The organism is Pseudonocardia adelaidensis, from assembly GCF_039543345.1.
Taxonomy (GTDB): Bacteria; Actinomycetota; Actinomycetes; order Mycobacteriales; family Pseudonocardiaceae; genus Pseudonocardia; species Pseudonocardia adelaidensis.
The window spans coordinates 160,203-183,517 of record NZ_BAABJO010000006.1 but is presented as its reverse complement, the minus strand read 5'-3'; the positions used below and the strand labels follow the sequence as shown (position 1 = coordinate 183,517).

At 75.2% G+C, this 23,315-nt stretch carries 21 protein-coding genes; 13 read left to right on the top strand and 8 right to left on the bottom strand.

Translation table 11 applies throughout. The features are described 5' to 3' along the window. The first annotated feature begins 113 nt into the window (after window positions 1-113). The 4 genes from ABEA81_RS09985 (at window position 114) to ABEA81_RS09970 (ending at window position 4,681) form a co-directional block, all read left to right on the top strand. Window positions 114-494: a hypothetical protein gene (locus ABEA81_RS09985; protein WP_345604616.1), complete on the top strand. Its 381-nt coding sequence runs from the start codon at window positions 114-116 to the stop codon at window positions 492-494. 97 nt (window positions 495-591) lie between these two features. After that, a complete protein-coding gene (locus tag ABEA81_RS09980; RefSeq protein ID WP_345604615.1) occupies window positions 592-2,040 on the top strand; it encodes a lipopolysaccharide biosynthesis protein in 1,449 nt (482 codons plus the stop codon). Window positions 2,041-2,408: 368 nt separating this feature from the next. After that, window positions 2,409-4,217 carry a hypothetical protein gene (locus ABEA81_RS09975; protein WP_345604614.1) on the top strand — a complete coding sequence of 603 codons (1,809 nt, stop codon included), beginning with the start codon at window positions 2,409-2,411 and terminating at the stop codon, window positions 4,215-4,217. After that, window positions 4,214-4,681, top strand: coding sequence for a hypothetical protein (locus ABEA81_RS09970; protein ID WP_345604613.1), 468 nt, complete (start codon window positions 4,214-4,216; stop codon window positions 4,679-4,681). The genes ABEA81_RS09975 and ABEA81_RS09970 overlap by 4 nt, the downstream gene beginning before the upstream one ends. Window positions 4,682-4,839: 158 nt before the next feature. On the opposite strand, the gene ABEA81_RS09965 is transcribed toward ABEA81_RS09970, so the two are convergent. After that, window positions 4,840-6,342: an NAD-dependent succinate-semialdehyde dehydrogenase gene (locus ABEA81_RS09965; RefSeq protein ID WP_345604611.1), complete on the bottom strand. Its 1,503-nt coding sequence runs from the start codon at window positions 6,340-6,342 to the stop codon at window positions 4,840-4,842. A 99-nt stretch (window positions 6,343-6,441) separates the two neighbouring features. Between ABEA81_RS09965 and ABEA81_RS09960 the strand changes: the two genes are divergently transcribed. Both ABEA81_RS09960 and ABEA81_RS09955 read left to right on the top strand, forming a co-directional pair. Beyond that, complete coding sequence (locus ABEA81_RS09960; RefSeq protein WP_345604610.1) at window positions 6,442-7,611, top strand: acyl-CoA dehydrogenase family protein; 1,170 nt, start codon at window positions 6,442-6,444, stop codon at window positions 7,609-7,611. Beyond that, the gene (locus ABEA81_RS09955) at window positions 7,608-8,618 is read left to right on the top strand and encodes an acyl-CoA dehydrogenase family protein (protein ID WP_345604609.1); all 1,011 of its coding nucleotides are present in this window, start codon (window positions 7,608-7,610) and stop codon (window positions 8,616-8,618) included. The genes ABEA81_RS09960 and ABEA81_RS09955 overlap by 4 nt, the downstream gene beginning before the upstream one ends. 28 nt (window positions 8,619-8,646) lie before the next feature. On the opposite strand, the gene ABEA81_RS09950 is transcribed toward ABEA81_RS09955, so the two are convergent. Then, window positions 8,647-11,400: a sensor histidine kinase gene (locus ABEA81_RS09950; RefSeq protein ID WP_345604608.1), complete on the bottom strand. Its 2,754-nt coding sequence runs from the start codon at window positions 11,398-11,400 to the stop codon at window positions 8,647-8,649. 295 nt (window positions 11,401-11,695) lie between these two features. On the opposite strand from ABEA81_RS09950, the gene ABEA81_RS09945 reads away from it, so the two are divergent. Further along, the gene (locus tag ABEA81_RS09945; protein ID WP_345604607.1) at window positions 11,696-13,030 is read left to right on the top strand and encodes an ABC transporter substrate-binding protein; all 1,335 of its coding nucleotides are present in this window, start codon (window positions 11,696-11,698) and stop codon (window positions 13,028-13,030) included. A 6-nt stretch (window positions 13,031-13,036) separates the two neighbouring features. Here the strand turns inward: ABEA81_RS09945 and ABEA81_RS09940 are convergent, their stop codons facing one another. After that, a complete protein-coding gene (locus tag ABEA81_RS09940) occupies window positions 13,037-13,489 on the bottom strand; it encodes a pyridoxamine 5'-phosphate oxidase family protein (RefSeq protein WP_345604606.1) in 453 nt (150 codons plus the stop codon). 62 nt (window positions 13,490-13,551) lie between these two features. Here ABEA81_RS09940 and ABEA81_RS09935 point away from each other — a divergent pair, with 62 nt between their 5' ends. Then, the gene (locus ABEA81_RS09935; RefSeq protein WP_345604605.1) at window positions 13,552-14,700 is read left to right on the top strand and encodes a geranylgeranyl reductase family protein; all 1,149 of its coding nucleotides are present in this window, start codon (window positions 13,552-13,554) and stop codon (window positions 14,698-14,700) included. On the opposite strand, the gene ABEA81_RS09930 is transcribed toward ABEA81_RS09935, so the two are convergent. Then, window positions 14,661-15,506 (bottom strand): UbiA family prenyltransferase, encoded by an 846-nt coding sequence (locus ABEA81_RS09930; protein WP_345604604.1) that lies wholly within the window; start codon window positions 15,504-15,506, stop codon window positions 14,661-14,663. The genes ABEA81_RS09935 and ABEA81_RS09930 overlap by 40 nt on opposite strands. A 37-nt stretch (window positions 15,507-15,543) precedes the next feature. Between ABEA81_RS09930 and ABEA81_RS09925 the strand changes: the two genes are divergently transcribed. Both ABEA81_RS09925 and ABEA81_RS09920 read left to right on the top strand, forming a co-directional pair. Beyond that, a complete protein-coding gene (locus ABEA81_RS09925; RefSeq protein WP_345604763.1) occupies window positions 15,544-16,752 on the top strand; it encodes an RNA polymerase sigma factor in 1,209 nt (402 codons plus the stop codon). A 58-nt stretch (window positions 16,753-16,810) separates the two neighbouring features. Next, complete coding sequence (locus ABEA81_RS09920) at window positions 16,811-17,713, top strand: SGNH/GDSL hydrolase family protein (protein WP_345604603.1); 903 nt, start codon at window positions 16,811-16,813, stop codon at window positions 17,711-17,713. On the opposite strand, the gene ABEA81_RS09915 is transcribed toward ABEA81_RS09920, so the two are convergent. After that, a complete protein-coding gene (locus tag ABEA81_RS09915) occupies window positions 17,710-18,123 on the bottom strand; it encodes an SRPBCC family protein (RefSeq protein ID WP_345604602.1) in 414 nt (137 codons plus the stop codon). The genes ABEA81_RS09920 and ABEA81_RS09915 overlap by 4 nt on opposite strands. 28 nt (window positions 18,124-18,151) lie before the next feature. Next, a complete protein-coding gene (locus ABEA81_RS09910) occupies window positions 18,152-18,478 on the bottom strand; it encodes an ArsR/SmtB family transcription factor (RefSeq protein WP_345604601.1) in 327 nt (108 codons plus the stop codon). Window positions 18,479-18,584: 106 nt separating this feature from the next. Here ABEA81_RS09910 and ABEA81_RS09905 point away from each other — a divergent pair, with 106 nt between their 5' ends. From ABEA81_RS09905 to ABEA81_RS09895, 3 genes are read left to right on the top strand one after another with little or no spacing between them, the layout of a single operon-like run. Continuing rightward, window positions 18,585-18,920, top strand: a complete 336-nt coding sequence (locus tag ABEA81_RS09905) for an ArsR/SmtB family transcription factor (protein ID WP_345604600.1) — start codon at window positions 18,585-18,587, stop codon at window positions 18,918-18,920. Then, the gene (locus tag ABEA81_RS09900) at window positions 18,917-19,378 is read left to right on the top strand and encodes an SRPBCC family protein (RefSeq protein WP_345604599.1); all 462 of its coding nucleotides are present in this window, start codon (window positions 18,917-18,919) and stop codon (window positions 19,376-19,378) included. The genes ABEA81_RS09905 and ABEA81_RS09900 overlap by 4 nt, the downstream gene beginning before the upstream one ends. After that, window positions 19,375-20,031, top strand: coding sequence for a DUF899 family protein (locus tag ABEA81_RS09895; RefSeq protein WP_345604598.1), 657 nt, complete (start codon window positions 19,375-19,377; stop codon window positions 20,029-20,031). Before ABEA81_RS09900 ends, ABEA81_RS09895 begins: the two co-directional genes overlap by 4 nt. Before the next feature lie 171 nt (window positions 20,032-20,202). On the opposite strand, the gene ABEA81_RS09890 is transcribed toward ABEA81_RS09895, so the two are convergent. Together ABEA81_RS09890 and ABEA81_RS09885 are read right to left on the bottom strand one after the other, a co-directional pair. Beyond that, complete coding sequence (locus tag ABEA81_RS09890) at window positions 20,203-21,792, bottom strand: bifunctional 3'-5' exonuclease/DNA polymerase (protein ID WP_345604597.1); 1,590 nt, start codon at window positions 21,790-21,792, stop codon at window positions 20,203-20,205. Then, window positions 21,789-23,306, bottom strand: coding sequence for an FAD-dependent oxidoreductase (locus ABEA81_RS09885; RefSeq protein ID WP_345604596.1), 1,518 nt, complete (start codon window positions 23,304-23,306; stop codon window positions 21,789-21,791). The genes ABEA81_RS09890 and ABEA81_RS09885 overlap by 4 nt, the downstream gene beginning before the upstream one ends. Window positions 23,307-23,315 lie beyond the last annotated feature (9 nt).

The following is a 23,315-nucleotide window of genomic DNA, read 5'->3' as shown; positions in this document are numbered from 1 at the left end:
AGAGTCACCCGACTAGACTCGCCGGTCGGTCGGGTGTACCCGCGCCTCCGGTGGATCACGTGGTCGGACCGTGCCGGGAGGGGGCGTGGTGAGGTGACGAACGGAGCAAGACGGTGACCATGCCACCCTCGAACGCCGTGCTGACACGTGCGCGTGTCGCACGGCGCTACGTGGCGCTGGTCCTCGTCGTCTTCGGCGTCGCCGCCTGTGCGTTCAACGCACTCGGCACCACGGGCGGCATCCTCGGAGACATCAGGTTCGTCGTCACCATCGGATTCCTGGTGCTGGGCCCCGGCTGGGCCGCCGCGGGCTTCCTGCGGCGGGCCCCCGCCGCGCACGTGTGGCTGCTCACCGTCGGCGTCGGCGTGGCCGTCACGCTGCTGATCGCCCAGATCATGGTCAGCGCGGCCTTCTGGCGGCCCGACCTCTCGCTGTACGCGATCACGGCGGTCAGCGTTCCGTTCCTGCTCCGACATGCGGTGGTGGCTCAGTGACCACGAGAACGGCCGTGAGCGGGCCGCTGCGGGTCGCGGTGTCGTGAGCCGTCGGCACCCGACACAGAGCGCCCCGAGACCGAGCGGGACGGGAAACGTGGTCCTGGAGGCGGCGACCGTCCGGCCCGACCACTTCGGCCGCACCCACCCCGACCCCCGGGCGGACCCGCCCACGGTGGTCCTCGATCCGTCCCGCGCGCGCACCGAAGAGCTCCAGCAGGTCGGCCCGGAAACCCCCGAGACCAGCCGCATCCCCGTGGCTCCGGAAGCCGCTGAGCCCGACCCCTCCAGCGACCCCTTCAGCGAGGCCGACACCGCCGACATCCCGATCGTCGGGCCCGGGGGCGGGCGTCCCGACGGCAGCGCACTGGCCCTGAGCGCCCTGCTCGGGTCGGCCGGGGGCCTGGTCGGGTGGCTCGTGGCGGCGCACGTGGTGCCGGTGACGGCCCTCGGCGACGCGCAGCTCGTGGTGTCGGTGGTCCTGCTCCTCGCCGCGCTCGCCCCCGCGGTGATCCGGCCGATGCGCGGGCAGCGGCCCGCGCGCGTCGCCTGGATGGCGCCGCTGCTGGTCGTACCGCCGGCCGCGGTCGCCGGCCTGGCGTGCGGCCTGCTGGTGCCGCGGCTCGCAGGCGTGGTGACGATCCCGGGGGCCCCCGCGGTCACCGGCCCGCTGATCGTGGCGGCCGGATGCGCCGCCGGCGGGCTCCTCGCCGCACACGACGTCGTGCTCGCCGGGGCCGGGAAGCCGGGATGGGTGGTCTGGCGCAGCGCGCTCTTCGCACCGGTGCAGATCGGTGCGGTCGTCGCACTCTGCGCGGTGGCCGGGCTCGGCGCCGACGGGGTGGTGCTGTCCTGGCTCGGCCCGGCCGCCGCCTGGGCGGTGCCGGCCGTCGCCGCCGTCCCGCTGCTCCTCAGCAGGGCGAGCGGCGACGGGTCCTCCGGCGTACCCGCCGTGATCTCGCTGGTCGGTACCGCGCTGCTCTACCACCTGGTGCCGATCGTGGTCACCGTGCGGTTCGGGTCCGCGACCGGCGCGGTGTTCTTCGTCGCGTGGCAGGTCTTCGTGCTCGTCGACCTCGGCGCGGCGTACACCGTGCACGCACTCGCCGGCGCCGTGGCCCGCGAACCGGGCCGCACGGGTGAGCTGGTCGCGCGGGCCCGCCGCCGGTTGCTCATCGTGTTCCTCCCGCTGATCGCCCTCGGTGCCGCGCTCGCAGGCCCGCTCCTGACCGCCTTCGGCCCGGCGTACGCCGACGCCGGGGACCTGCTGCGGCTCATGCTGCTCGGGCTGGCGTTCCGGCTCGTCGTCACGCACGAGCTCGGCGTGCGGCAGGCACTCGGTCACGGGGTGGGCTTCGACCGGCTCCAGCTGTTCAGCGCCGTGCTCGTGCTCGTCGTCGCGATCGCCCTGCCCGGCACGGCCGGGGACGTCACCGAGCTGCGGCTCGTGGCGATCGGCTACATCATCGTCCAGGTGGCCTGCGCGGCCGCCGTGCTCGTCATCCCGGCGGCGCGCCGGACCGACGTGGAGGTGCGTGCACCGTGACATCGACCGACCGTGGCGGGACTCCGGGCCGCGGCCGCACGCCTCCGGCACCGCCGGGCAGGCGCCCCCCGCCACCGGGGCCCCGGCCCGACACCCCACCCGCCGCCCGGCCACAGGCGCACCCCGAGCCCCGCCCGGACGGGCAGCGTCCGGCACCGCCGGCCCCGCCCGGCCGCCCCGCGCCGGGTCCCCAGGAGGGACGCCGCCCGGCGCCGTCACCCGGTGCGGATCCCGGTCCCGCGGCCGCCCGCCCGCCGGGTCCGCCGCCACGGCCTGCGCCGGGACCGGCGGCCGCCCGCCCGACGCGGCCCGGGAGCACCTCGGCCGCCCGGGCGGCCGGCCTCGACCCGATCACCACCGCACTGCCCGTGCAGCGGCAGCGGCCGCCCGTCCCGCCACCCGCGCCGCCGTCGATCGGCATCTACCGGTGGCTCTCGCCCGCGCTCGCGCTCGCCGCCGTGGCACTGCTGCCGATCGCCGCAGCCACCACCGACCTCTCCTCGCTCGACGGCTGGGGGCTGGCCAAGGTCCTCGGCCCGGCGGCGTGGGCGTCGATGTTGTGCGCCGTCGCGGCGTGCGCCGCCGAGCTGTGGTCGCCGCGGCCGCGGATCCCGATGCTCGGCACGGCCACCGCCACGCTGATCCTCTGCTCGTACGGCCTCCCGTCGGTCGTCGAGCCCGCCGCCCGGTTCTCCACGGCGTGGCTGATCTCCGGGTTCGTCGACGCGATGGCCGGCGACGGGCGGGTCGTCGAGGGCTACGACGCCCGCTTCTACTGGCCCGCGTTCTTCGCCCAGTGGGCGTGGTTCCGCGACGCCGCGGGCGCCACGCAGCTGGACGAGGTGCTGCGCTGGTTCCCGCCCGTCATCGTCGGCGTCTGGGCGATCGGGATCTACGCGCTCGCCCGCTCGATGCTCGGGGGCCACCGCGCCCCGTGGGCCGCTGCGTGGCTGTTCCTCGGCCTGAACTGGATCGAGCAGGACTACTTCTCCCCGCAGGCCACCGCCATCGTGCTGATGCTGACGCCGCTGGTGTTCGCGCTCGGCCCGCTGGCCACCCGGCGCACCGACGCGGCGGGCGTGCCGGGTTGGCCCAAACCACACGCCGAGGCGAAGCGGTTGGCGCTGCCCCGCCGCTGGCTCGTGGCCGCCCTGACACCGCCGAACCGGCCGACGCTGCCGCCGCGGCAGCTGCTGCTGATCTACTTCTGCGCCGCGCTGTGCATCATGGCGGTGGCCCCGGAACACCAGCTCACCCCGTTCGCGATCATCGGCCAGCTGGTGGTGCTGGCGATCGTCGGCCGGTTCCGCGGCCGCGGCCTCGTGCTGGTCGGGATCGTCGCGGTGGTCGTCTACATTCTCATCGCGGGTCGCGACTTCTGGCTCAACCAGCTGGACATGATCATCGGATCGGGCAACGCGGAGGACGCGCTCCAGGCCGGGGTGTCGGACCGGCTCGCCGGCGACGCGGGTCAGAAGTTCGTCAAGGTCCTGCGCATCGCCGTACCCGGGCTCACCTGGCTGCTCGCGATCGTCGGCGCATGGGTGTACTGGCGGCGCAGGCGCGACCTCACCCCGATCGCGCTGGCCGCGGTGCCCATGGCGTTCGCCGCGCAGGGCTACGGCAGCGAGGTGTTCCTGCGGATCGTGCTGTTCGGCCTGCCGATCCTGTCGATCCTCGGCACCGACGCGCTGCGCTGGATGGCGCGCCGCAGGCGCGGCATGGAGAAGGTGCTCGCCGCCGGCATGGCGGTGCTGTTCGGCTCGCTGATCCTGATCCGGGGCGGGAACGAGTCGTACATGATCGTGTACCCGGAGGAGGTGGCGATGGCCCGCGAGGTGTACGCCACCACACCGCCGGGGCTCGAGGTGGTGCCGCTCGTGAGCGGCGTCGGGCCCTACGCGGTCGACGGCATCGACACCCACAGCCGCGGCAACTCGATCGAGGGCTGCTCGGACCTGGCCGACGACCCGGTCCGCTGCGTCGACCTGCAGGACCCCGACGTGATCCTCTCGTTCGAGTCCACGGAGGCGTACGGCCGCGACCTGAAGCTCAAGCCGCCGGGGTGGTCCCTCGACGCCGTGCAGCAGATCGTCGCCACCGGCGAGTACGTGATCACCTACCAGAACGGGTTCGACGTCGTGCTCCGCAAGGTCGAACCGGGAGGTGCGCCGTGATCGATCCCCGACTCGACATCGTCGTGTGGGCCGCCGTCCTGATCCTCTTCCTCCTGATGGGGATGCGAGCGTGGGCGGTGGAGACCACGGCGGCGCGGCACTACCGCAAGTCGGCGCGGGTACGGGCGCTGAACGGGGCCACGGCGGTCGCACTCGTCGGGCTCGTCGGGCTCATGGCGATGCAGGGCGGGGTCCTGCTGGTCCAGGCCATCGTCACCCGGACCGATCCCGAGACCTTCGTGACCGTGATCGGCGGCGACAACAACACCGACCAGGCGGTGGCCGACCCGGACGACAAACCGGACCAGCCCGCGGCCCCCGCCGACCCGAACGCCCCGCCCGCCGGTGCGCCGGGTGCGGCCGACCCGAACGCACCGGCGGCACCGCGTGGGGCCGCGCCGGCCAACCCCGGGCCGGGCGGGGCTCCCGCCGGACAGCAGCCACCGGGGAGGACCGGGCCGTAGCGGTGTGGGCCCTCCGGTGGCGCCACCAGGAGGCGGTCTCACGGGCATGATCACCACATGCGGTTCTCAAGCCGCACCGGTGCGGGTGCCGGTGCGGGCTCTGTGACCGCATCCGCCGATCATGGCCGCCCCGCGGGCGCCGGACCTAGGCCGCCACCTCAGCCTCCGAAGCCGATGGCCACGTACTTGGTCTCCAGGAACTCGTCGATCCCGACGGACCCGCCCTCGCGGCCCAGGCCGGACTCCTTGATGCCCCCGAACGGGGCCGCCGGGTTGGAGACCAGCCCGGTGTTGAGCCCCACCATCCCGGCCTCGAGCCGCTCCGACACCCGCAGCGCCCGGTTGATGTTCTCCGTGTACAGGTAGCTGACCAGCCCGTACTCGGTGTCGTTGGCCGCCTGGACGGCCTCGTCCTCGTCGTCGAAGACGCTGATCGCGGCCACCGGCCCGAAGATCTCCTCGGACGTCAGGCGCGCCTCGAGGGGCACGTCCGACAGCACGGTGGGGCGGTAGAAGTAGCCTGCGCCGTCACCCGGCTCACCGCCGACGTGCACGCGGGCGCCGCGGCCCACCGCGTCGCGCACGAGCTCCACCACCTTGTCGCGGCCCTTCGCGTCGACGAGCGGGCCCACCTGGACGCCGTCCTCGGTGCCGCGGCCGACGACGAGCGCCCCCATCCGCTCGGTGAGGCGCCCGGCGAACTCCTCCGCCACACCACGCTGCACGAGGAACCGGTTGGCCGCCGTGCACGCCTCGCCCATGTTGCGCATCTTGGCGAGCATCGCGCCCTCGACGGCCTTGTCGAGGTCGGCGTCGTCGAAGACGAGGAACGGCGCGTTGCCGCCCAGCTCCATCGACGTGCGCAGCACCTTCTCCGCGCACTGCTCCAAGAGCTTCTTCCCGACCGCCGTGGACCCGGTGAACGACAGCTTGCGCGCGCGGCCGTCGCGGATCAGCGGCTCCATCACACCACCCGCGTCGGACGTGGTGACGAGGTTCAGCACGCCGTCGGGCAGGCCGACCTCGGCGAGGATCGCGGCGAGCGCGTGCATCGAGAGCGGGGTCTGCTGCGCGGGCTTCATGACCATCGTGCAGCCGGCCGCGATCGCCGGCCCGATCTTGCGCGTGCCCATCGCCATCGGGAAGTTCCACGGCGTGATGAGCAGCGACACCCCGACCGGCTGCTTCTGCACGAGGAACCGGCTGGCACCGTTGGGGGCCACCGCGTAACCGCCGTCGATGCGCACGGCCTCCTCGGCGAACCAGCGGAAGAACTCGGCGGCGTAGGCGATCTCGCCGCGGCTCTCGGCGAGTGGCTTGCCCATCTCGAGGGTCATGAGCAGCGCGAGGTCATCGATCCGCTCCGTGATCACCTCGTAGGCGCGGCGCAGGATCTCACCGCGGTCCCGGGGCGGCATCGCGGCGAACGACTGCTGCGCCGCGGCGGCCGCGGCGAGCGCCTCCATCCCGTCCTCGGGCCCGGCGTCGGCCACCTCGCACAGCGTCTTGCCCGTGGCCGGGTCGTCGACGGGGAAGGTGCGCCCGGACCCGGCCGGGCGCCACGCCCCGCCGATGAACAGACCGGTGGGAACGGCGTCGACCACGCGGGCCTCGTCGCTGGAGCTGCTCGTGGCGGCAGGATTCGTCCCGGCGTTCGTCATGGCCGCGATGCTGCCACCACCGACGGGACGGCGCAGCGGGCGTCGTCCTGTGGGGCGTGCCACTCGGTGCCGGTCCGCGCGATGGCAGAGGATGGGCCGGTGACCGCGACGCTGCACCGCCTCCCGGACCTCGTGCCACCACCCACCGAGCTGCCGTCGAGCACGGCGGCATTGCGTGCCGAGGTGCGGGAGTTCCTCGCGGAGGAACGGGCGGCCGGGAGGTGGTCGCCGCGCCCGGACGTGTGGCTCTCGGGCTGGGACGAGCGCTTCTCGCGGGAGCTCGGGCGCCGGGGCTGGCTCGGCATGACCATCCCGCAGGAGTACGGCGGGCAGGGCGCCTCGGCGCTGGACCGCTACGTCGTCACCGAGGAGCTGCTCGCGGCGGGCGCGCCGGTGGCCGCGCACTGGATCGCCGACCGGCAGATCGGGCCCACGCTCCTGAGGTTCGGCACCGAGGAGCAGCGGCAGCGGTTCCTGCCGGGGATCGCCAAGGGTGAGGTGTACTTCGGCATCGGGATGAGCGAGCCCGACGCCGGGTCGGACCTGGCCGCGGTGCGCACCCGCGCCGAGCGCGTGGACGGCGGGTGGGAGCTCACCGGCACGAAGGTGTGGACGTCCGGCGCGCACCACGCGCACGCGTTCTTCGCACTCGCGCGCTCGGCGCCGCGCGACGAGCAGAACCGACATGCCGGGCTGTCGCAGTTCATCGTGCTGCTCGACGCGCCCGGCGTGCAGATCCGCCCGATCCCGCTGCTCACCGGGGCGCACCACTTCAACGAGGTCGTCTTCGACCGGGTCTTCATCCCGGACGACATGGTGCTCGGCGAGATCGGCGCCGGGTGGAAGCAGGTCACCAGCGAGCTGGCGTTCGAGCGCAGCGGGCCGGAGCGGTTCCTGTCGACGTTCCCGCTGCTGGCGGCGCTCGTCGGCGAGCTGGCGGGTACGACCGGCGCGGAGCGCGAGGTCGGCGGGCTGGTGGCGCGGCTGTGGACGTTGCGGCGGATGTCGCTCGCCGTGGCCGGCTCGCTGGAGTCGGGGCAGGCGCCCGAGCTGGCCGCCGCGGTGGTCAAGGAACTCGGCACCCGGTACGAGAACGAGGTGATCGACGTGGCGCGGCTCCTGGTCGCCACCCCGCCGGACCCGGGTGCGGAGTCCGGGTTCGCGCGCCTGCTCGCCGATGCGGTGCTGCACGCGCCCGGGTTCACCCTGCGCGGCGGCACGAACGAGGTGCTGCGCGGGATCGTCGCGAGGGGGCTGGGGCTGCGATGACGACATCGGTGAACGCGGAGCTGCAGGAGCTGGCGGCGTCGGTCTTCGGGGATGCCGCCTCCAGCGACACCGGGTTCGACGCGGGCCTGTGGCGCACGCTGGAGGAGACCGGGCTGGCCCGGTTGACGCTGCCCGCCGAGGCCGGGGGCAGCGAGGGCACCCTCGAGGACGCCGCCGTGGTGCTCGCGGAGGCGGGGGCGCACGCCGCCCGCGTTCCGCTGGTGGAGACCGACCTGCTCGCCGGGTGGCTGCTGCACGCCGCGGGCGTGCCGCTGCCCGACGGGCCGCTCACCGCGGTCGCGGGAACCCTCGACGTGGACGGCACGACGGTGCGTGGCGAGCTGCCGCGGGTGCCGTGGGCGCGGGCCGCGGCAGGCGTGGTCGTGCTGACCGGCTCCCACGTGGTGCTTCTCGACGCGGGTGCGGCGAAGATCGCCGAGAAGGCCAACCTGGCCGAGGAACCCCGCGACACGGTGACGGTCGCCGGGACGGCCACCACCGTCGTCGCGGCCCCGGACGGGGCGGCCGCCGAGCTGCGTCTGCGCGCCGCGCTGGGGCGCGCCCAGCTGCTCGCCGGTGCCGCGCGCGGCGCGCTGGCCGCCACCGTCCGCTACGCGGGGCAGCGCGAGCAGTTCGGCCGCCCGATCGGCCGGTTCCAGGCCGTGCAGCAGCAGCTGGCGCTCGCGGCGGGTGAGGTGGCCGCGGCGTCGGCGGCCGCCTCCGCGGCGGCACGGGCGGCCGGCGCCGGTTTCTCGGCACCGTCCACCCGCTTCGCCGTGGCGGCGGCGAAGTCCCGAACCGGGGAGGCCGCGGGCGTCGTCGCCCGGATCGCGCACCAGGTGCACGGCGCCATCGGCTTCACACGCGAGCACGACCTGCGCCTGTGGACCACCCGGCTCTGGGCCTGGCGGGACGAGGACGGCTCCGACGCGGAGTGGAACGCCGACCTCGGCGCCACCGTCCTCGCGGCAGGCCAGGACGGGCTCTGGCCGTTGATCACGGGCTGACGCCCGCGGAGCGACCGGCACGCCCGCGCTAGGAGTTCTCCTCCTCGCCGCGGGCGTGCCTTCCGTGGCGCACGCCGCGCTGGAAGGTGGACAGGCGCCCGCGGATGGCCTCCGGGTCGCGCCCGGAGATCGACGGCGGCGGCTCGCCCGGCATCGCGCTGCCGGGCATGAGCCGCCCGCGGGGCACCCGCTTCGGCAGGCCCGCCTGGGTGTAGCCGCTCGGCTGGCTCTCGGTGGCCGCGCGGGCGGCCTGCCACACGGCGTCGGCCGACGTGACGAACGCGGTGGGGTCCGGGCCCCCTGCGGCACGGCCACGGGCCCCGACTCCCGCGGGCACGGGACCGCCGTCGTCGGGGTGGGCGGCCGGCACGTGGAACCACCCGGAGGTGACCTCCGCGAAGATCGGGGTGGCCTCGATGTCCTCGGCCTCGGAGGCCAGCGGGTCGGGCGGCCGGGGAGCCGTGGGGTCGGGGAGCGTGGGCGGCGGGACGGCCGGCTCGAACAGCCCGATCGGTTCCGGGCGCACGTCCGCGGCGGGCGGCTCCACCGGGGGTGGCGTGTGGGTGGGCTCCGGGACCGGTGGCGGCTCCGGCTTGGCGGGCACCACGGGCAGCCGCATGGTGGTCTCGCCGTTGGTGGGGTCGTAGCGCGGGCGGGGTGCCGGGCGGTTCCACGGCAGCGCGGCGCCGTCGGAGCCGGTGGCGCCCGCGGTGAGCGGTTCACCCTCCTCGTCCGGCACGCGCGGGGCCGGGCCCGCCGGGAGCGCCATGCGGGAGGGGGCCGCCGGGGCGGAGGTGGCGTCGAGGCGCGACCACACGACCTGGTCGGGCTCGCTGGTGCGCTCGCCGACCAGCACGGCCGGGATCGTGACCCGGGCCGTGACCCCCCGCTTCGACGGCGCGCTGTTGGCCGCGCCCATCGAGTCGGTGAAGAGCCCGACCAGGACGCCGTGGCGGTTGGCGAGCCTGCCGACGACGAACAGGCCCATGCGCCGGGACGCCGCCACCGATGCGGTGGACTCGACGGGGTTGCGCAGCCGGTCGTTGAGCGTGCTGAGCTCGCCGGGGGAGAGGCCGATGCCCTCGTCGAAGATCTCCACCAGGATGGAGCCGTCGCGGGCCTGGCTGCAGCTCATCACCACCTGGCTCTCGCTGGGCGAGAAGTTCGTGGCGTTGTCGAGCAGCTCCGCGAGCAGGTGCTGGATGTCGTTGGCCGCGCTGCCGGCGAAGGTGGCGTCGGGCGGGTTCTGCACCACCACCCGCTGGTAGTGCTCGATCTCCGAGACCGCGGCCCGCAGCACGTCGAGCACCGGAGTGGGCTCGGCGGCGGGGCGCGGGATGTCGGCGCCCGCGAGGACGAGCAGGTTCTCGCAGTTGCGCCGCATGCGCGTGGCGAGGTGGTCGAGCCGGAAGAGATCCGACAGCTGCTCGGGATCGACCTCACCCTCCTCCAGCTGCTCGATGAGCACGAGCTGCCGGTCGACCAGCGCCTGGCTGCGGCGGGAGAGGTTGACGTACATGGCGTTGATGTTGTTCTGCAGGGTGGCCTGCTCGGCGGCGAGCCGGATGGCCTGCTCGTGCACCGCGTCGAAGGCGCGGGCGACCTCGCCCACCTCCTCGCGGGTGGTGACCGGCACCGTCGTGATGTTGACGCTCGGCGGCGTGCCCTCGCGCATCCGCCGCACGGCCTCCGGCAGCCGGTTCTGGGCCACGGTGATGGCGCTGCGGCGCAACGTGCGCAGCGAGGCGATCATCCCGCGCGCCACGAGGCCGACGATCACAGCGGCGAGGATGAGCGCCAACAGCAGGACGACGGCGTTCACCCACGCCTCGACGAGCGCGCTCTGCCGCCGCTCCGCCACCGCGGTGCGCAGCTCCGAACGCAGGCCTTCGGCCGCCGCGTCGAGCTCGCCGAGGAAGCGGCTGTACACGTCGGCCACGGTGGCGACGCCCGCCCCGGCCGGTGGCGCACCCGACTGCACGGCCTGGACGAGGCCGTTGCGGGCGGTGTTGCCGGGGCCGGGGATGAGCCCCGCGTACCGCACGCGCTGCGCCGCGTTCAGCGACACCCGGAAGTCGGCGAGGCCGCTCTCCAGCCGCGCATTGCTGAACTGCAGGTCGGAGGCCAGCGTGGGGGAGAGGCCGGTGCGCACGGAGATCGCCATCTGCGCCTCCTGCAGAGTGGCCTCGTTGCGTGCGGCGCCGAGCCCGGCGAGTGCGTTGGCGAGGCCGGTGACCTCGGAGGTGTTGATGTTGCGCAGCAGCGCCGTGTCGAGCTGCACGAGCTGCTCGATGAGCTCCGAGTAGCGCGCGACCACGGCCTCGGGCGGGGCGTTGGACCGCGTGACCACCTCGCGGAGCGGGGGGAGCCGGGAGATGGCCTGGTCGGCCTGCTGCTGGACGAGCACGATCGCCGGGACGTCGTCGGCGAGCCGCGCCACCGCGTCGCGGCTCCGGGCGGCGCGCTGGTCGACCGCGTCGATCACGCCCTGCAGCGCACGCTCGTCGGCCCGGCCGTTCGCGACGAACTCCGTGGCGCGGTAGCGCTCCCGCTCCACGTCGACGACGAGGGACGTGACCATGCCCTGGGTGGCGACGAACCGCGATACCAGGTCGCGGTCGGCCGCTTCCTTGACCTGGTCGAGGATCCGGATGGTGCCGAGTGCGACCGCGAGCACGAGCGGTACGACGAGCACGACGGAGAACTTGACCCGCACGCTCCAGTGCCGTGGCGACGGCCATGCGGACCGCCGGCGGGCGGCCGGCCGGTCGTCCGTTGTCACGTCGGTCTCTCTCCAGTCGGACGCTCGGGAGCGAGGCGGCCCGCCCAGGCCGCCGGGCACCATGATCACCTGTTGTCGCAGTGTAACCAGAGTCACCCGGGGTTGTCGGTAGTGCTGACCCAAGGATGCGCTGAACGGGTGGCCACCTGCTGCGCTGCGTCATGATATGGGCACCCGCGGTGGTCCGTCGCGCGGCCACCGCGCACCGCGTGTCGCAGTCTCCGGTTTGACACGTCAGATGTCTGCCGATGATGCTGCGCATCGATTCAGGCCCGCACGCGAGCACGAGGACGGTATGCAGGACGGCACAGCCACCGGCTCGCGGCCGAACCGTCGGCAGTTCCTCCGGGCCGTCCGCGCCGCGGGGGTCGCCGCGTTCGCCGGCGGCGCCGCCACGGCCTGCGCGCCCGGGCCGCGGACCGCCGACGCCGCGGCCGGTCGCGACGACGTGATCCGGATCGGTTACGTCAGCCCCGAGACCGGGCCGCTCGCGCCCTACGGCGAAGCCGACCGGTTCGTCGTCGACGTGATGGCGGAGTTCTTCGCCGCGAACCCCGTCCACGTCGGCGGCAGGCCGCACCGGGTGGAGATCCTCCGACGCGACAGCCAGTCCGACTCCAACCGGGCGGGCGACGTCGCCGCGGGCCTCGTCCTCGACGACGGCATCCACCTGATGCTGGTCTCGGCCACCTCCGACACCGCGAACGCGGTCAGCGACCAGTGCGAGGCCGCGGGCCTGCCGTGCGTGGCCACGGCGACCCCGTGGCAGTCGTGGTTCTACGGGCGCGGCGGACGGCCGCAGGCCCCGTTCGCGTGGACCTACCTGTTCTCGTGGGGCCTGGAGGACACCCAGGCCGTGTACGCCGACATGTGGGACCAGGTGGCCACCAACCGGACCGCGGGTGCGCTGTGGCCCAACGACACCGACGGGCTGGCCTGGGGTAACCCAGGCGCGGGTTTCCCGCCCGCCGTCGCCCAGCGCGGTTACACGATCGTCGACCCGGGCAACTACGTCGGCGGCACGCAGGACTTCTCGGCGCAGATCGCCGCGTTCCGCGCCGGGGCCGCCGAGGTCCTGCTCGGTGTGCCGAGCCCGGCGGACTTCGCGACGTTCTGGCGGCAGGCGGGCCAGCAGGGCTACCGCCCGCGGCTGGCGACGATCGGCAGGGGCATCCACTTCCCGGCCACCGTGGAGGGGATCGGCGCGGCGGCCGTGAACCTCGCCACCGAGGTGGGGTGGTCGCCGAACCACCCGTTCACATCCTCCCTCACCGGGCAGAGCGCGGCCGACCTCGCCACGGAGTACCGGGACACGAGCGGGCGGCAGTGGTCCCAGCCGATCGGCTTCGCGCACGCGCTGTTCGAGGTGGCCGCGGCGGCGTTCGGTGCCGTCGGGTCCGCCGATGACCGCAGGGGGATCGCGGACGCGATCGCCGGCATGCGGCTCGACACCGTCGTCGGACCGCTGGACTTCACGGCCGGTCCGGTGCGGGGCGTCGCCAAGACCCCGCTGGTCGGGGGCCAGTGGAGGCCGGGCACCACCAGCCCCTACGAGCTGGTGGTCGTCAGCAACGCCCGGCACCCGGAGATCCCGGCGGCGGGGGCGGTCGAAGCGCTGTCCGCGGCGTGACCCCGGTCAGACCAGCTTGCGGAAGTCCCAGCTGGTGATCCTGTCCGGGACGAGGCGCAGCCAGGCGTGCCGGCCGTCGTGCACGACCGTCCCGCCCGTGTAGCGATCCGCGAAGAGCCGCTCGGGCCCGTCCAGCTCGGGCACCGGCTCGCCGGTCCGCGGCACCTCGCCGACCACCTCCACCCGCCCGCGCAGCTCGACACCGCGCAGCTCGCCGTAGGCGGTGCCGGCGTCGACGACCACGGCGATCCGCGGGTCGTGCCGCAGATCCGCCCAGCGCAGGCTGCGCACCACGGACGTGAGCCACAGCGCGCCGCCGTGCCAGGCGTACCAGAGCGGCGTGGCGTGCGGGCCGTCCCGGCCGACCGTGGCGACGCGGCAGGTGTGCTGCTCGGCGAGGAACGCATCGACCTCCTCGGAGGTCATCGCGATCCGCCGGCCCCGGCGCTGCTCCGGCACGCCTACGGAGCGTAGTCGACCCGGCCCGCTCCACGCCGGTGCGGGCGAGTAGAACCAGTGGCGTGGACGATGTGGTCGACGTGGCGGTGGTGGGCGCCGGCCCGGCCGGGAGCGCCGCGGCGCTGCGCGCGCTGCAGCTGCGCCCCGACGCCCGCGTGCTGCTCGTCGACGCCGCGGAGTTCCCGCGCGACAAGACGTGCGGCGACGGGATCGCCGCCCACGCGCTCGACCTGGTCGAGGCGCTGGGGGTGCCGGGCGTGTCCCGGCTCGGGCCGCCGGTGCCGCGGATGCGGCTGCGCAGCCCCGGTGGACGGGTGGTCGAGCGCACCTGCGCCCGCCCGAACCGCGTGGTGCCGCGCACCGTCTTCGGCGCCGTGCTGGTGGCCGCCGCCGTCGCCCGCGGCGCCCGGCTGCTGCGGCACCGCGTCCGGCGCCTCGAGGTGCGCCCGGACCACGTCGTCATCGACGGCGCCGTCGCGGCGCGCGTCGTGATCGGCGCCGACGGCGCGAACTCCGTCGTCCGCCGGCTGCTCGGCGCCCCGGCCGCGCCGCCGTCGGCCACCGCGGTCGCCGTGCGCGGGTACGCCCGCACGGCGGTGGATCCGGAAGCACTCGTGATCGAGTTCGCCCGCGGGCCGTACCCGGCGTACGCGTGGTCGTTCCCCCTGCCCGGTGGCGGTGCCAACGTCGGGTTCGGGGTCTTCGACAAGCGCGGAGGCGGCTCCAGGGCCGAGCTCGAGGCGGCCATGCGGGCGCTCCTGCCCGGCCACGAGCCCGAGCCGGCCTCCGTCCGCGGCCACCACCTGCCGCTCTCCACCGGTCCGCGCCACCACCCCGACGGCCGGGTGCTGCTCGCGGGCGACGCGGCGGCGCTGGTCAACCCGCTGACCGGGGAGGGGATCTTCGACGCGCTGGCCTCCGGCGTTCTCGCCGGCCGGGCCGCCCTGCTCGGCCCCGCGGCGGGGGCGGCGCACCGGGCCGCGATGAGCCGGACGTTCGAGCGGCACCACGCGCACGGCGCCCTGCTGTCCCGCCTGCTGCGCAGGCCCCGCTTCCTCGACGCCGCGGTCGCGGCGGCAGCGCGCCACCAGTCGGTCTTCGACGCCGCCGTCGACCTGGGACTCGGCCGCGGCACCGCGTCGCTCACCGCGCTCGCCCACGTCGCGACGAGCTACGCCACCGCGCCCCGGACCACGGCTCCCGCCCACTGAACCGAGGCGACGAACAGCATCAGGAGCGCGAGCGCGGCGACCACCACGACCGTGCGGAAGTGCGCGTGCGAACCCGCCCGCTGCCCGGCCGCGAACACGAGCGCGGCGAGGACCGGCGTCCCCCACTCGAGCACGGCAGGCAGGGGCGCGGCGAGCGCGAGGAGCACCGCGGCGGCGAGCGGCAGGAGCCCGGCCGCCGCCCGGCTCGCCCGCGCACCGAGCCGGTGCGGGAGCCCGCGCACGCCGGTGGCGGCGTCGTCGGCGAGGTCGGGGAGCACGTTCGCGACGTGGCCACCCGCCCCCATCAGCGCCGCGGCGGCGGGTAGCCACCACGGCGGGAGGGGCGCGCCGGGAAGCCCGAGCACGACGAACGCCGGGAGCAGCCCGAAGCCGACGAGGTAGGGCACCACGGACCACCGGGTGGCCTTCACCCCGAGGTCGTAGGCCCATCCCGCGGCCACCGCCACCACGTGCACGGCCCCGGCGGCCCACCCCGAGGCGAACGAGAGCAGCACGCAGGCCGCCGCGGCGGCCCCGCCCGCCACGGCGACCGTCCGCACGGGCACGGCACCGGCGGCCACCGGCTTGCCGCGCCGCCCGACGGCGGCGTCGCGGCCCGCGTCGAGCGCATCGTTCAGCCAGCCGATCGACGGCTGCCCCGCGAGCACCGCGGCGGCGACGAGGACCACGCCCGGCGCGGCGCGGCCCACCGCCACGGCGAGGGCGGTGGTGACGGCGGTGACGGCGGCCGTCGGTTCCGGGTGGCAGGCACGCAGCAGCGCCAGCGGACCCGCTGCACGTGACACGTCGCGGAGTCTGGCCCACCGTAAGCTCGTGCCGGTGGTGGGGACGGCGCTCGAGGACGTGCTGCGACCGCTCGCCCCGCAGGTCCTCGGCGTGCTCGTGCGCCGGCACGGCCAGTTCGAGGCATGCGAGGACGCGGTGCAGGAGGCGCTGCTCGCGGCCGCCGTCCAGTGGCCGGCAGACGGCGTGCCGGACAACCCGCGCGCGTGGCTGCTCACGGTCGCCACCCGACGCCTGACCGACCAGTGGCGCAGCGAGCACGCCCGGCGTCGGCGCGAGACCACCTCCGCGCTGCTCGACGGATTCGACGAGGCCGCCCCCGAACCACCCGGTGCCGAGGACGACACGCTGACGTTGCTCTTCCTCTGCTGCCACCCGGAGCTGTCGCCGCCGTCGCAGGTGGCGCTCACGCTGCGCGCCGTCGGCGGGCTGACCACCGCCGAGATCGCCCGCGCCTTCCTCGTGCCGGAGTCGACGGTCGGCCAGCGGATCAGCCGGGCGAAGCGGACGGTGGCGGGCGCCGCCTTCGAGGTGCCGGCCGCCGCCGACCGCGCGTCCCGGCTCGGCGCCGTGCTCCACGTGCTCTACCTGGTGTTCAACGAGGGGTACACCGCGACGTCCGGGCCCGACCTGCACCGGCCCGAGCTCACGCGGGAGGCGCTGCGGCTGGTCCGGCAGGTCCGCCGCCTGCTGCCCGACGACGGCGAGGTGGCCGGCCTGCTCGCGCTGATGCTGATCACCGAGGCGCGCCGGCCGGCCCGCACCCGGCCCGACGGCGGGCTGGTGCCGCTCGCGGAACAGGACCGCACGCTGTGGGACCGGGCGATGCTCGGCGAGGGGGTCGAGCTCGTCGAGGCGACCATGGCGCGTGCACCGGTGGGGCCCTACCAGCTGCAGGCGGCGATCGCCGCCGTGCACGCCGAGGCGGAGTGCGCCGAGAAGACCGACTGGCCGCAGATCGCGCAGCTGTACCGGGTGCTGGCCACGGTGGCGCCCGGCCCGATGGTCACGCTGAACCGGGCCGTGGCCGTCGGCATGGTCGAGGGCCCGCGGGCAGGCCTCGCCCTCCTCGCCACCGTCGACGGACCGCTCGCCGGGCACCACCGGCTGCCCGCCGTGCGCGGGCACCTCCTGGAGATGGCGGGCGACGCGGCCGCCGCCCGCGCGGCGTACCGGGAGGCGGCGAGCAAGACGACCAGCGAGCCCGAGCGGCGCTACCTGGAGGAGCGGGCCGGCCGCCTGGGCTGACACCCGGACGGGTGCGTGGCCGGGAGTATCGAGACGATCACTTCGTCGTTGAGTCCATGTGCGCCGCTCCCCGGCTCGATGGGTCGCCCCGGTCCTGATCGCCATCGCCGTCCCGTTCGCGACGGCCGGACCCGCCGCGGCGGATCCGGATCAGGGGCCGGTGCAGCGCTACGTCGCGCTCGGCGACTCCTACGCGGCCGGCCCGCTCGTGCCGATCCCCACGGGCGAGCCGGCCGGGTGCCTGCGCTCCGACCACAACTACCCGTCGGTCGTGGCGCAGGAGCTCGGCGTCGCCGACTTCCACGACGTCAGCTGCAGCGGGGCGACCACCGAGAACATCACCGGGCCCCAGGGTGTGCCGCTGGGGAAGAACCCGCCGCAGCTCGAGGCGCTGACGCCCGACACCCAGCTGGTGACGATCTCGATCGGCGGCAACGACATCGGCTTCGGCGACATCGTCCAGGAGTGCGCCACCCGCTCGCCGCTGCAGCCCACCGGCAGCGCGTGCAAGGACCACTACACGGCGGGCGGCACCGACCAGCTCACCCAGCGCGTCGACGACGCCGCGCCGAAGGTGGCGGACGTGCTCGCGGCGATCGACCGGCGTTCCCCGGACGCGCGCGTGCTGCTGGTCGGCTACCCGGCGATCCTGCCCGACGAGGGGCCGGGCTGCTTCCCGGTGGTGCCGTTCAGCCCCGGCGACGTCGAGTACCTGCGCGGCGTCGAGAAGGACCTCAACGCGATGCTGGCGAAGCAGGCGGCCGCGGCGGGCACCGAGTTCGTGGACACCTACACCCCGTCGATCGGGCACGACGCCTGCCAGCCGCCGGGCACGAAGTGGGTCGAGGGCCTGGTGCCGACCGCGCCCGCGGCTCCGGTGCACCCGAACGCGCTGGGCATGCGGGAGATCGGTCGGGTCGTCGCCGGCGCCGTCGGCGGGTCGTCCTCCCCCGCCGCCTAGATCGCCTTCTCGAGGCGGTCGACCCAGTCCTCCCATCCGCCCCGCAGCCCGTCGTAGTAGGACGGCTCGAACTCCGGGCCCACCCAGCTGTTCACGAGCGTCAGCTCGGTGCACCCCGGCCCGATCTCGCGGAAGGTGACCTCCACCCTCTCGTCGCTGATCCGGTCCTCGGGGGTCTCGGCGTGGTGGGTGAAGGTGAACGCGATCCGGGTCGGCGGCGTGAGCTCCAGGTACTCGCCGGTGAAGCCGTTGACGGTGCCGTCGGCCTCGTGCAGCTCGATGCGGTACCGGCCGCCGACGCGCACGTCGGCGTCGACGACCGTCGCGTACCACTGGCGCATCCGGTCCGGCTCCGTCCAGGCCGCGTAGAGGGCCTCGGGCGTCGCCGAGATCGTGCGGACCAGGGTCACGCGGTGGGGGACGGTACGAGGTTCGGGCTCACGGTGTCTCCTCGGGTCGGGTGACGAACTCCTCGAGCGCGTCGAGGCGCTCGGTCCAGAACCGCTCGTAGAGGCGCAGGTGCCGGCTCGCCGCGGCGAGGGGCTGGGCCTCGAGGCGGCACATGTGCCGCCTGCCGAGCACGGTGCGCCGCACGAGGCCGGCCCGTTCCAGCACCTTCACGTGCTTGGACGCGGCGGCCAGCGAGATCGGGTGCGGGGCGGCGAGCTCGCCGACCGTGCGCTCACCCGTCGCGAGGGTGCGCACCATCGCGCGGCGCGTGGGGTCCGCCATCGCGTGGAAGACCGCGTCGAGTTGCTCAACCACTTGGTTGAACATAGTCCGGGGTGGCCGGCACGGTCAACCGATCGGTTGAAGGTTGACAGCCCGCTTATCCTGAACCGTGAAGTTAATTAACCGGAAGGTTTGATACGTGGTGGACGATCAGCTGGACGGCGTGTTCGGGGCACTGGCCGACCCCACGCGGCGGGCGATCCTCGCGCGGCTGGCCCGCGGAGAGGCCACCGTCACCGAGCTGGCCGCACCGTTCGCGATGAGCATGCCGGCGGTCTCCAAGCACCTGAAGGTCCTCGAACGCGCCGGGCTGATCAGCCGGGGCCGCAACGCGCAGCAGCGGCCGTGCCGCCTGGAGGCGGCCCCGCTCGCGGACGTCGCCGAGTGGGTGCAGACCTACCGCCGGTTCTGGGAGGGCAGCTTCGACCGCCTGGACGAGCACCTGCAGGAGCTGCAGAAGGGCGGGCCGGCATGACCGCCACCCGGGAGTTCACGATCACCCGGGAGCTCGCCGCGCCGCGCGAGCTCGTGTTCCGGGCGTGGACCGACCCGGAGCACCTCACCCGCTGGTACGGCCCGCGCGGCTGCACCACACCGCTCGGCTCCATCAGCGCCGACGTCCGCCCCGGCGGCACCTGGCAGGCGACGATGGTCGTCGACGCCACCGGGCAGGAGTTCCCGACGGGTGGCTTCTACCTGGAGGTCAGCGCGCCGGAGCGGCTCGTCTTCACCTGGCGCGAGCCCGGCGGGGACGCGGAGTCGGTGATCACCATCGACCTCGCCGACCTCGGCGGCGGGCGCACCGCGATGACCTTCCACCAGGTGGGCTTCACCACCGAGGAGGCCCGCGAGAACGTTCACGACGGCTGGTCGAGCGCGTTCGACCGCCTCACCGAGCACCTGACCGACCCGGAGGAGGAGATCCGATCATGAGTACACCCACCCGCACGTCGCTCCCACCCGTCGTCACGGCCGACGAGTGGGCCACCGCGGCGGCCGAGCTGCGGGCCGCGGAGAAGGAGCACATGCGTGCAGGCGACGCGCTGGCGGCGCGCAGGCGGCGGATGCCGATGGTCGAGTTCGGCTCCTACACCTTCGAGGGCGCCGACGGACCGGCGAGCCTGCTGGAGCTGTTCGAGGGCCGCCGCCAGCTCGTCGTCTACCAGTTCATGCGCGGACCGGCGTGGTGCGAGGGCTGCTGCATGTTCACCGACCAGATCAGCGAGCTCGCCCACCTGCACGCCCGCGACACGACGATGGCGATCGTCTCCCTGTCCGCCTACAACGACCTGCGCGCACTGCGGGAGCGCATGGGCTGGCAGCTGCCGTTCTACTCCAGCGCCGCCAACGACTTCGCCGCCGACTGCGGCACCGCCGAGGGCTTCGGCCTCAGCGTGTTCCTGCGCGACGACGACCGCGTCTTCCGCACCTACTTCACCTCGGACCGCGGTGTGGAGGCGGTGGGCACCGTGTGGTCGCTCCTCGACCGCACCCCGTTCGGGCGCCAGGAGACCTGGGAGGACACCCCCGCCGGCCGGCCGCAGACCGCCCCCTACGAGTGGTGGCGCCTCCACGACGAGTACTGATGGGCGCCGGCCGTCGCGGCCGGGGAGCCGCTGGCCGATGTCCGCCCGCTGGGAGCTCGTCCGCGACGGCTCGTGGGAGCACTGGATGGACATGCAGTTCCGCCGGACCGGGCGCTGACGGCGGGCGGAGCGATCAGGACGGCGGCAGGCAGGTCGGATGATCACCGGGCCCTAGCGCTCGTCGTAGCCCTCGACCACGCGGGTCTGCATCGGAAAGCGCACCGGCGTGGCACCGAAGAGGCGCCTCCCAGCCAGGGCGGCGGCCGCCTCGACGGCGGCGGCCGTCTCCCCAGCCACCTCCGCGGGCGCGTGCAGGAGCACCTCGTCGTGCTGGAAGAACACGAGCTCGGCCGGGCTGCCCGTGGCCCGCAGCCACCCGCGCAGCTCGGCGAGCAGCACCAGCGCCCACTCGGCCGCGGTGGCCTGCACCACGAAGTTGCGGGTGAACCGCCCCCGGGCCCGCGCCGCGGCCGGCTGCTCGTGGCCGGGCTGCGCGGGCGGGCAGGTGCGCCCCAGGTGCGAGCGCACGAGGCGACCCTCCTCGCCCGCCCGGGCCGCGTCCTCCACGAACGCCATCGCGGCCGGGAACCGGCGGCGCAGCGTGGCGAGCAGCACGGCGGCCCCGCCGGACGTCTGCCCGTACATCGCCGAGAGCAGTGCGAGCTTGGCCTTCCCCCGGTCGTCGCCGAACTCGCGCGCGGCGAGCGCGGTGTAGAGGTCGTCGTCGCCGGGCGCGAGCGCGTGGTCGCCGGAGAGCGCGGCGAGCACCCGCGGCTCCAGCTGCGCCGCGTCGGCCACCACCAGCCGCCAGCCGGGATCCGCCCGCACTGCCGCCCGCACCGCCTTGGGGATCTGCAGCGCACCGCCACCGCGGGTGGCCCACCGGCCGGAGACGACCCCGCCCACCACGTACTCCGGCCGGAAGCGGCCGTCGCGCACCCAGGTGCGCAGCCACGCCCACCCGTGCGCGGAGTGCAGGCGGGCGAGCTCCTTGTAGGCGAGCAGCGGCGCGACCGCGGGGTGGTCGACCCGCTCGAGCTCCCACGACCGCGTGCTGGTGAGCTCGTGGCCCGCGCGGGCGAACGCGCGCAGCACCTCGGCGGGCGAGTCGGGGTTGACCGGGCGTCCGAACGCCGCGTCGACGGCGGCGGCGAGCGCCGCGAGCTTCGGCGGGCGGCCGCCGAGCACCGGGCGCGGGCCCAGCAGCTCGACGAGGAGCCGGTCGTGCACGTCGGCGCGCCACGGCAGGCCGGCGGCCGTCATCTCCTCGGCCACGAGCCTGCCCGCCGACTCGGCCGCCGCGAGCAGCCGCATGCGCGGTCCGGCCGCGCCCAGCACCCGCTGCTGCGCCGCGTGCACCGCCACCACGTCGGCCAGCTCGTCGCCGGGTGCGGCGGTGTCGAACAGCGCGGGCGGGCCGTCGTCCGCGGTGGGCGGGTCGGGGTCGGGGGTGCGGCCGTGCAGGCGGGCCACGGCGGCGGCGAGCCCGTGGGGCTGGCCGAAGTGCCCGTCGGCGGCGACGAGCAGACCCTCGACCAGCTCGACGTCGTGCGCGCGGCCCACCCCGACGCCCGCGGCGAGCAGCCGCCGGTAGCTGCGGGCCCTGGCGAACACCCACCGCGGCGCCTCGGCCTTCTCGAGCTCGGCGACGGCGGCGAGGTCCGGCAGCGGCTCCGGCGACCCGGCCGCGGTGCCGTCCTCGCGCAAGCGCTGGATCCGTGGCGCGCCGTCGCGCGGACCCGGGTCGAAGGCGACCCTCACCGGCGGCGGGGCAGGAGCCCGGCCAGCAGACCGCGCTGCGGGCCACCGCGGATCTCCTCCGGGCCGCTGCCCACCTCGGCGAGCACGTCGTTGGCCGCCAGCACGCCGGATGCGGCGGCCCGTTCCATGAGTCCGGTGAGGAACCCGGTGTCGACATGGTCGCCCGCGACCCGCACGCCGCGGCCCTCACCGGTGACGGTGAGCCGTGACGCGGCGCCGCCGGGCGGGAACGACGGTGCCGTGGCCTCCATCCGCTGCTGCCGGTGCAGCACGCCCGCGGCGGCCGTCTCGGGCCACAGCTCGGCGAGCTCGGCCCGCATCCGCGCGGTCGCGGCGGCGGCGTCCGGGGCGGAGCAGGCGTAGGAGTGCAGCTCGACGACGGCGCCGCCGGTGCGGGCCGCCCACTCCGCCGAGGGCGCCTCCAGCCGGGAGTACACCGTGACCGAGTCGAGCGTGCGCTCGCGGCTCACGGCGCTGAAGGTGGCGCGGTGGGCGGCGACGTCGCGGTCGAGCCACAGGCGGGTGACGGCGAACGGCGGCGCGACCGGGATCGCGGCGGCCTTACCGGCCAGGCGCGGCGCCACCGCCGCCACCTGCGGGGACGCCGCCAGCAGTGCGCGCAGGGCGGGCGGTTCGGTGGCGAGCACGAGGTGCCGGGTGAGCAGCGCGCCGTCGTCGAGCTCCACCCGCCAGCGGTGGCCCTCGGCGGGCGTGATCGTGCGGGCAGGCGTGGCGGTGCGCACCTGCGCACCCAGCTTCTCCAGGTACGCCGCGAACGGCTCCCAGATCGCGGTGCGGTGGTCGGTGGACGGCGCGTCGAAGCCGATGCCGTGCGGGTTGCCCAGGAAGTAGTAGTGGAACATCGCGATCAGCTCGGCCGCCGACAGCGCGCCCGGGTGGGCGAAGAACGAGCGTGCGAAGGCCTCGAACAGCATCGCCTGCGCGCGGTCGGACATGCCGAGGGAGGCGAGGAACTGCGCGGCAGGCACGTGGTCGAAGCGCGCGGTGGTGCGCACGCGGTCGTAGGCCAGCAGCTCGGCGGCGAGCGACCGGCGGGACCGGAGCAGGTCGTGCAGCCCGAGGCTGGGGGAGCGGGCGAACAGCGCGATCAGGTTGAACGGTGGGGCGCCCGGCAGGCCGGTGAGATCCTCGTCCGGCCAGTCGCGGGAGATCACCGGGTAGCCGCCGACGGGGCGCAGGAAGCCGAGCTCCGGGTCGATGCGGCGCAGCAGGGCGCGCCAGGTGTGGTAGTGGCGGAAGAACGCGTGGAACCCGTGCTCGACCACCTGCTCGGTGCCGTCGGGGAGGGCGTGCGGCCACCCGCCGAGCCGGCCGCCGAGGGTGGGCGCCGCTTCCAGCACCGTGACGGCGACGCCGCGCTCGGCGAGCACGACCGCCGCCGCGACCCCGGCGATCCCGCCGCCGACCACGACGGCCTCGGTGCCGGTCGGGACCGAACGGGGCAGGGTGGGATCGGCCGGCACGAGTACCCGCGCCCGCGGTTCGCGACTCACCCGCCGACC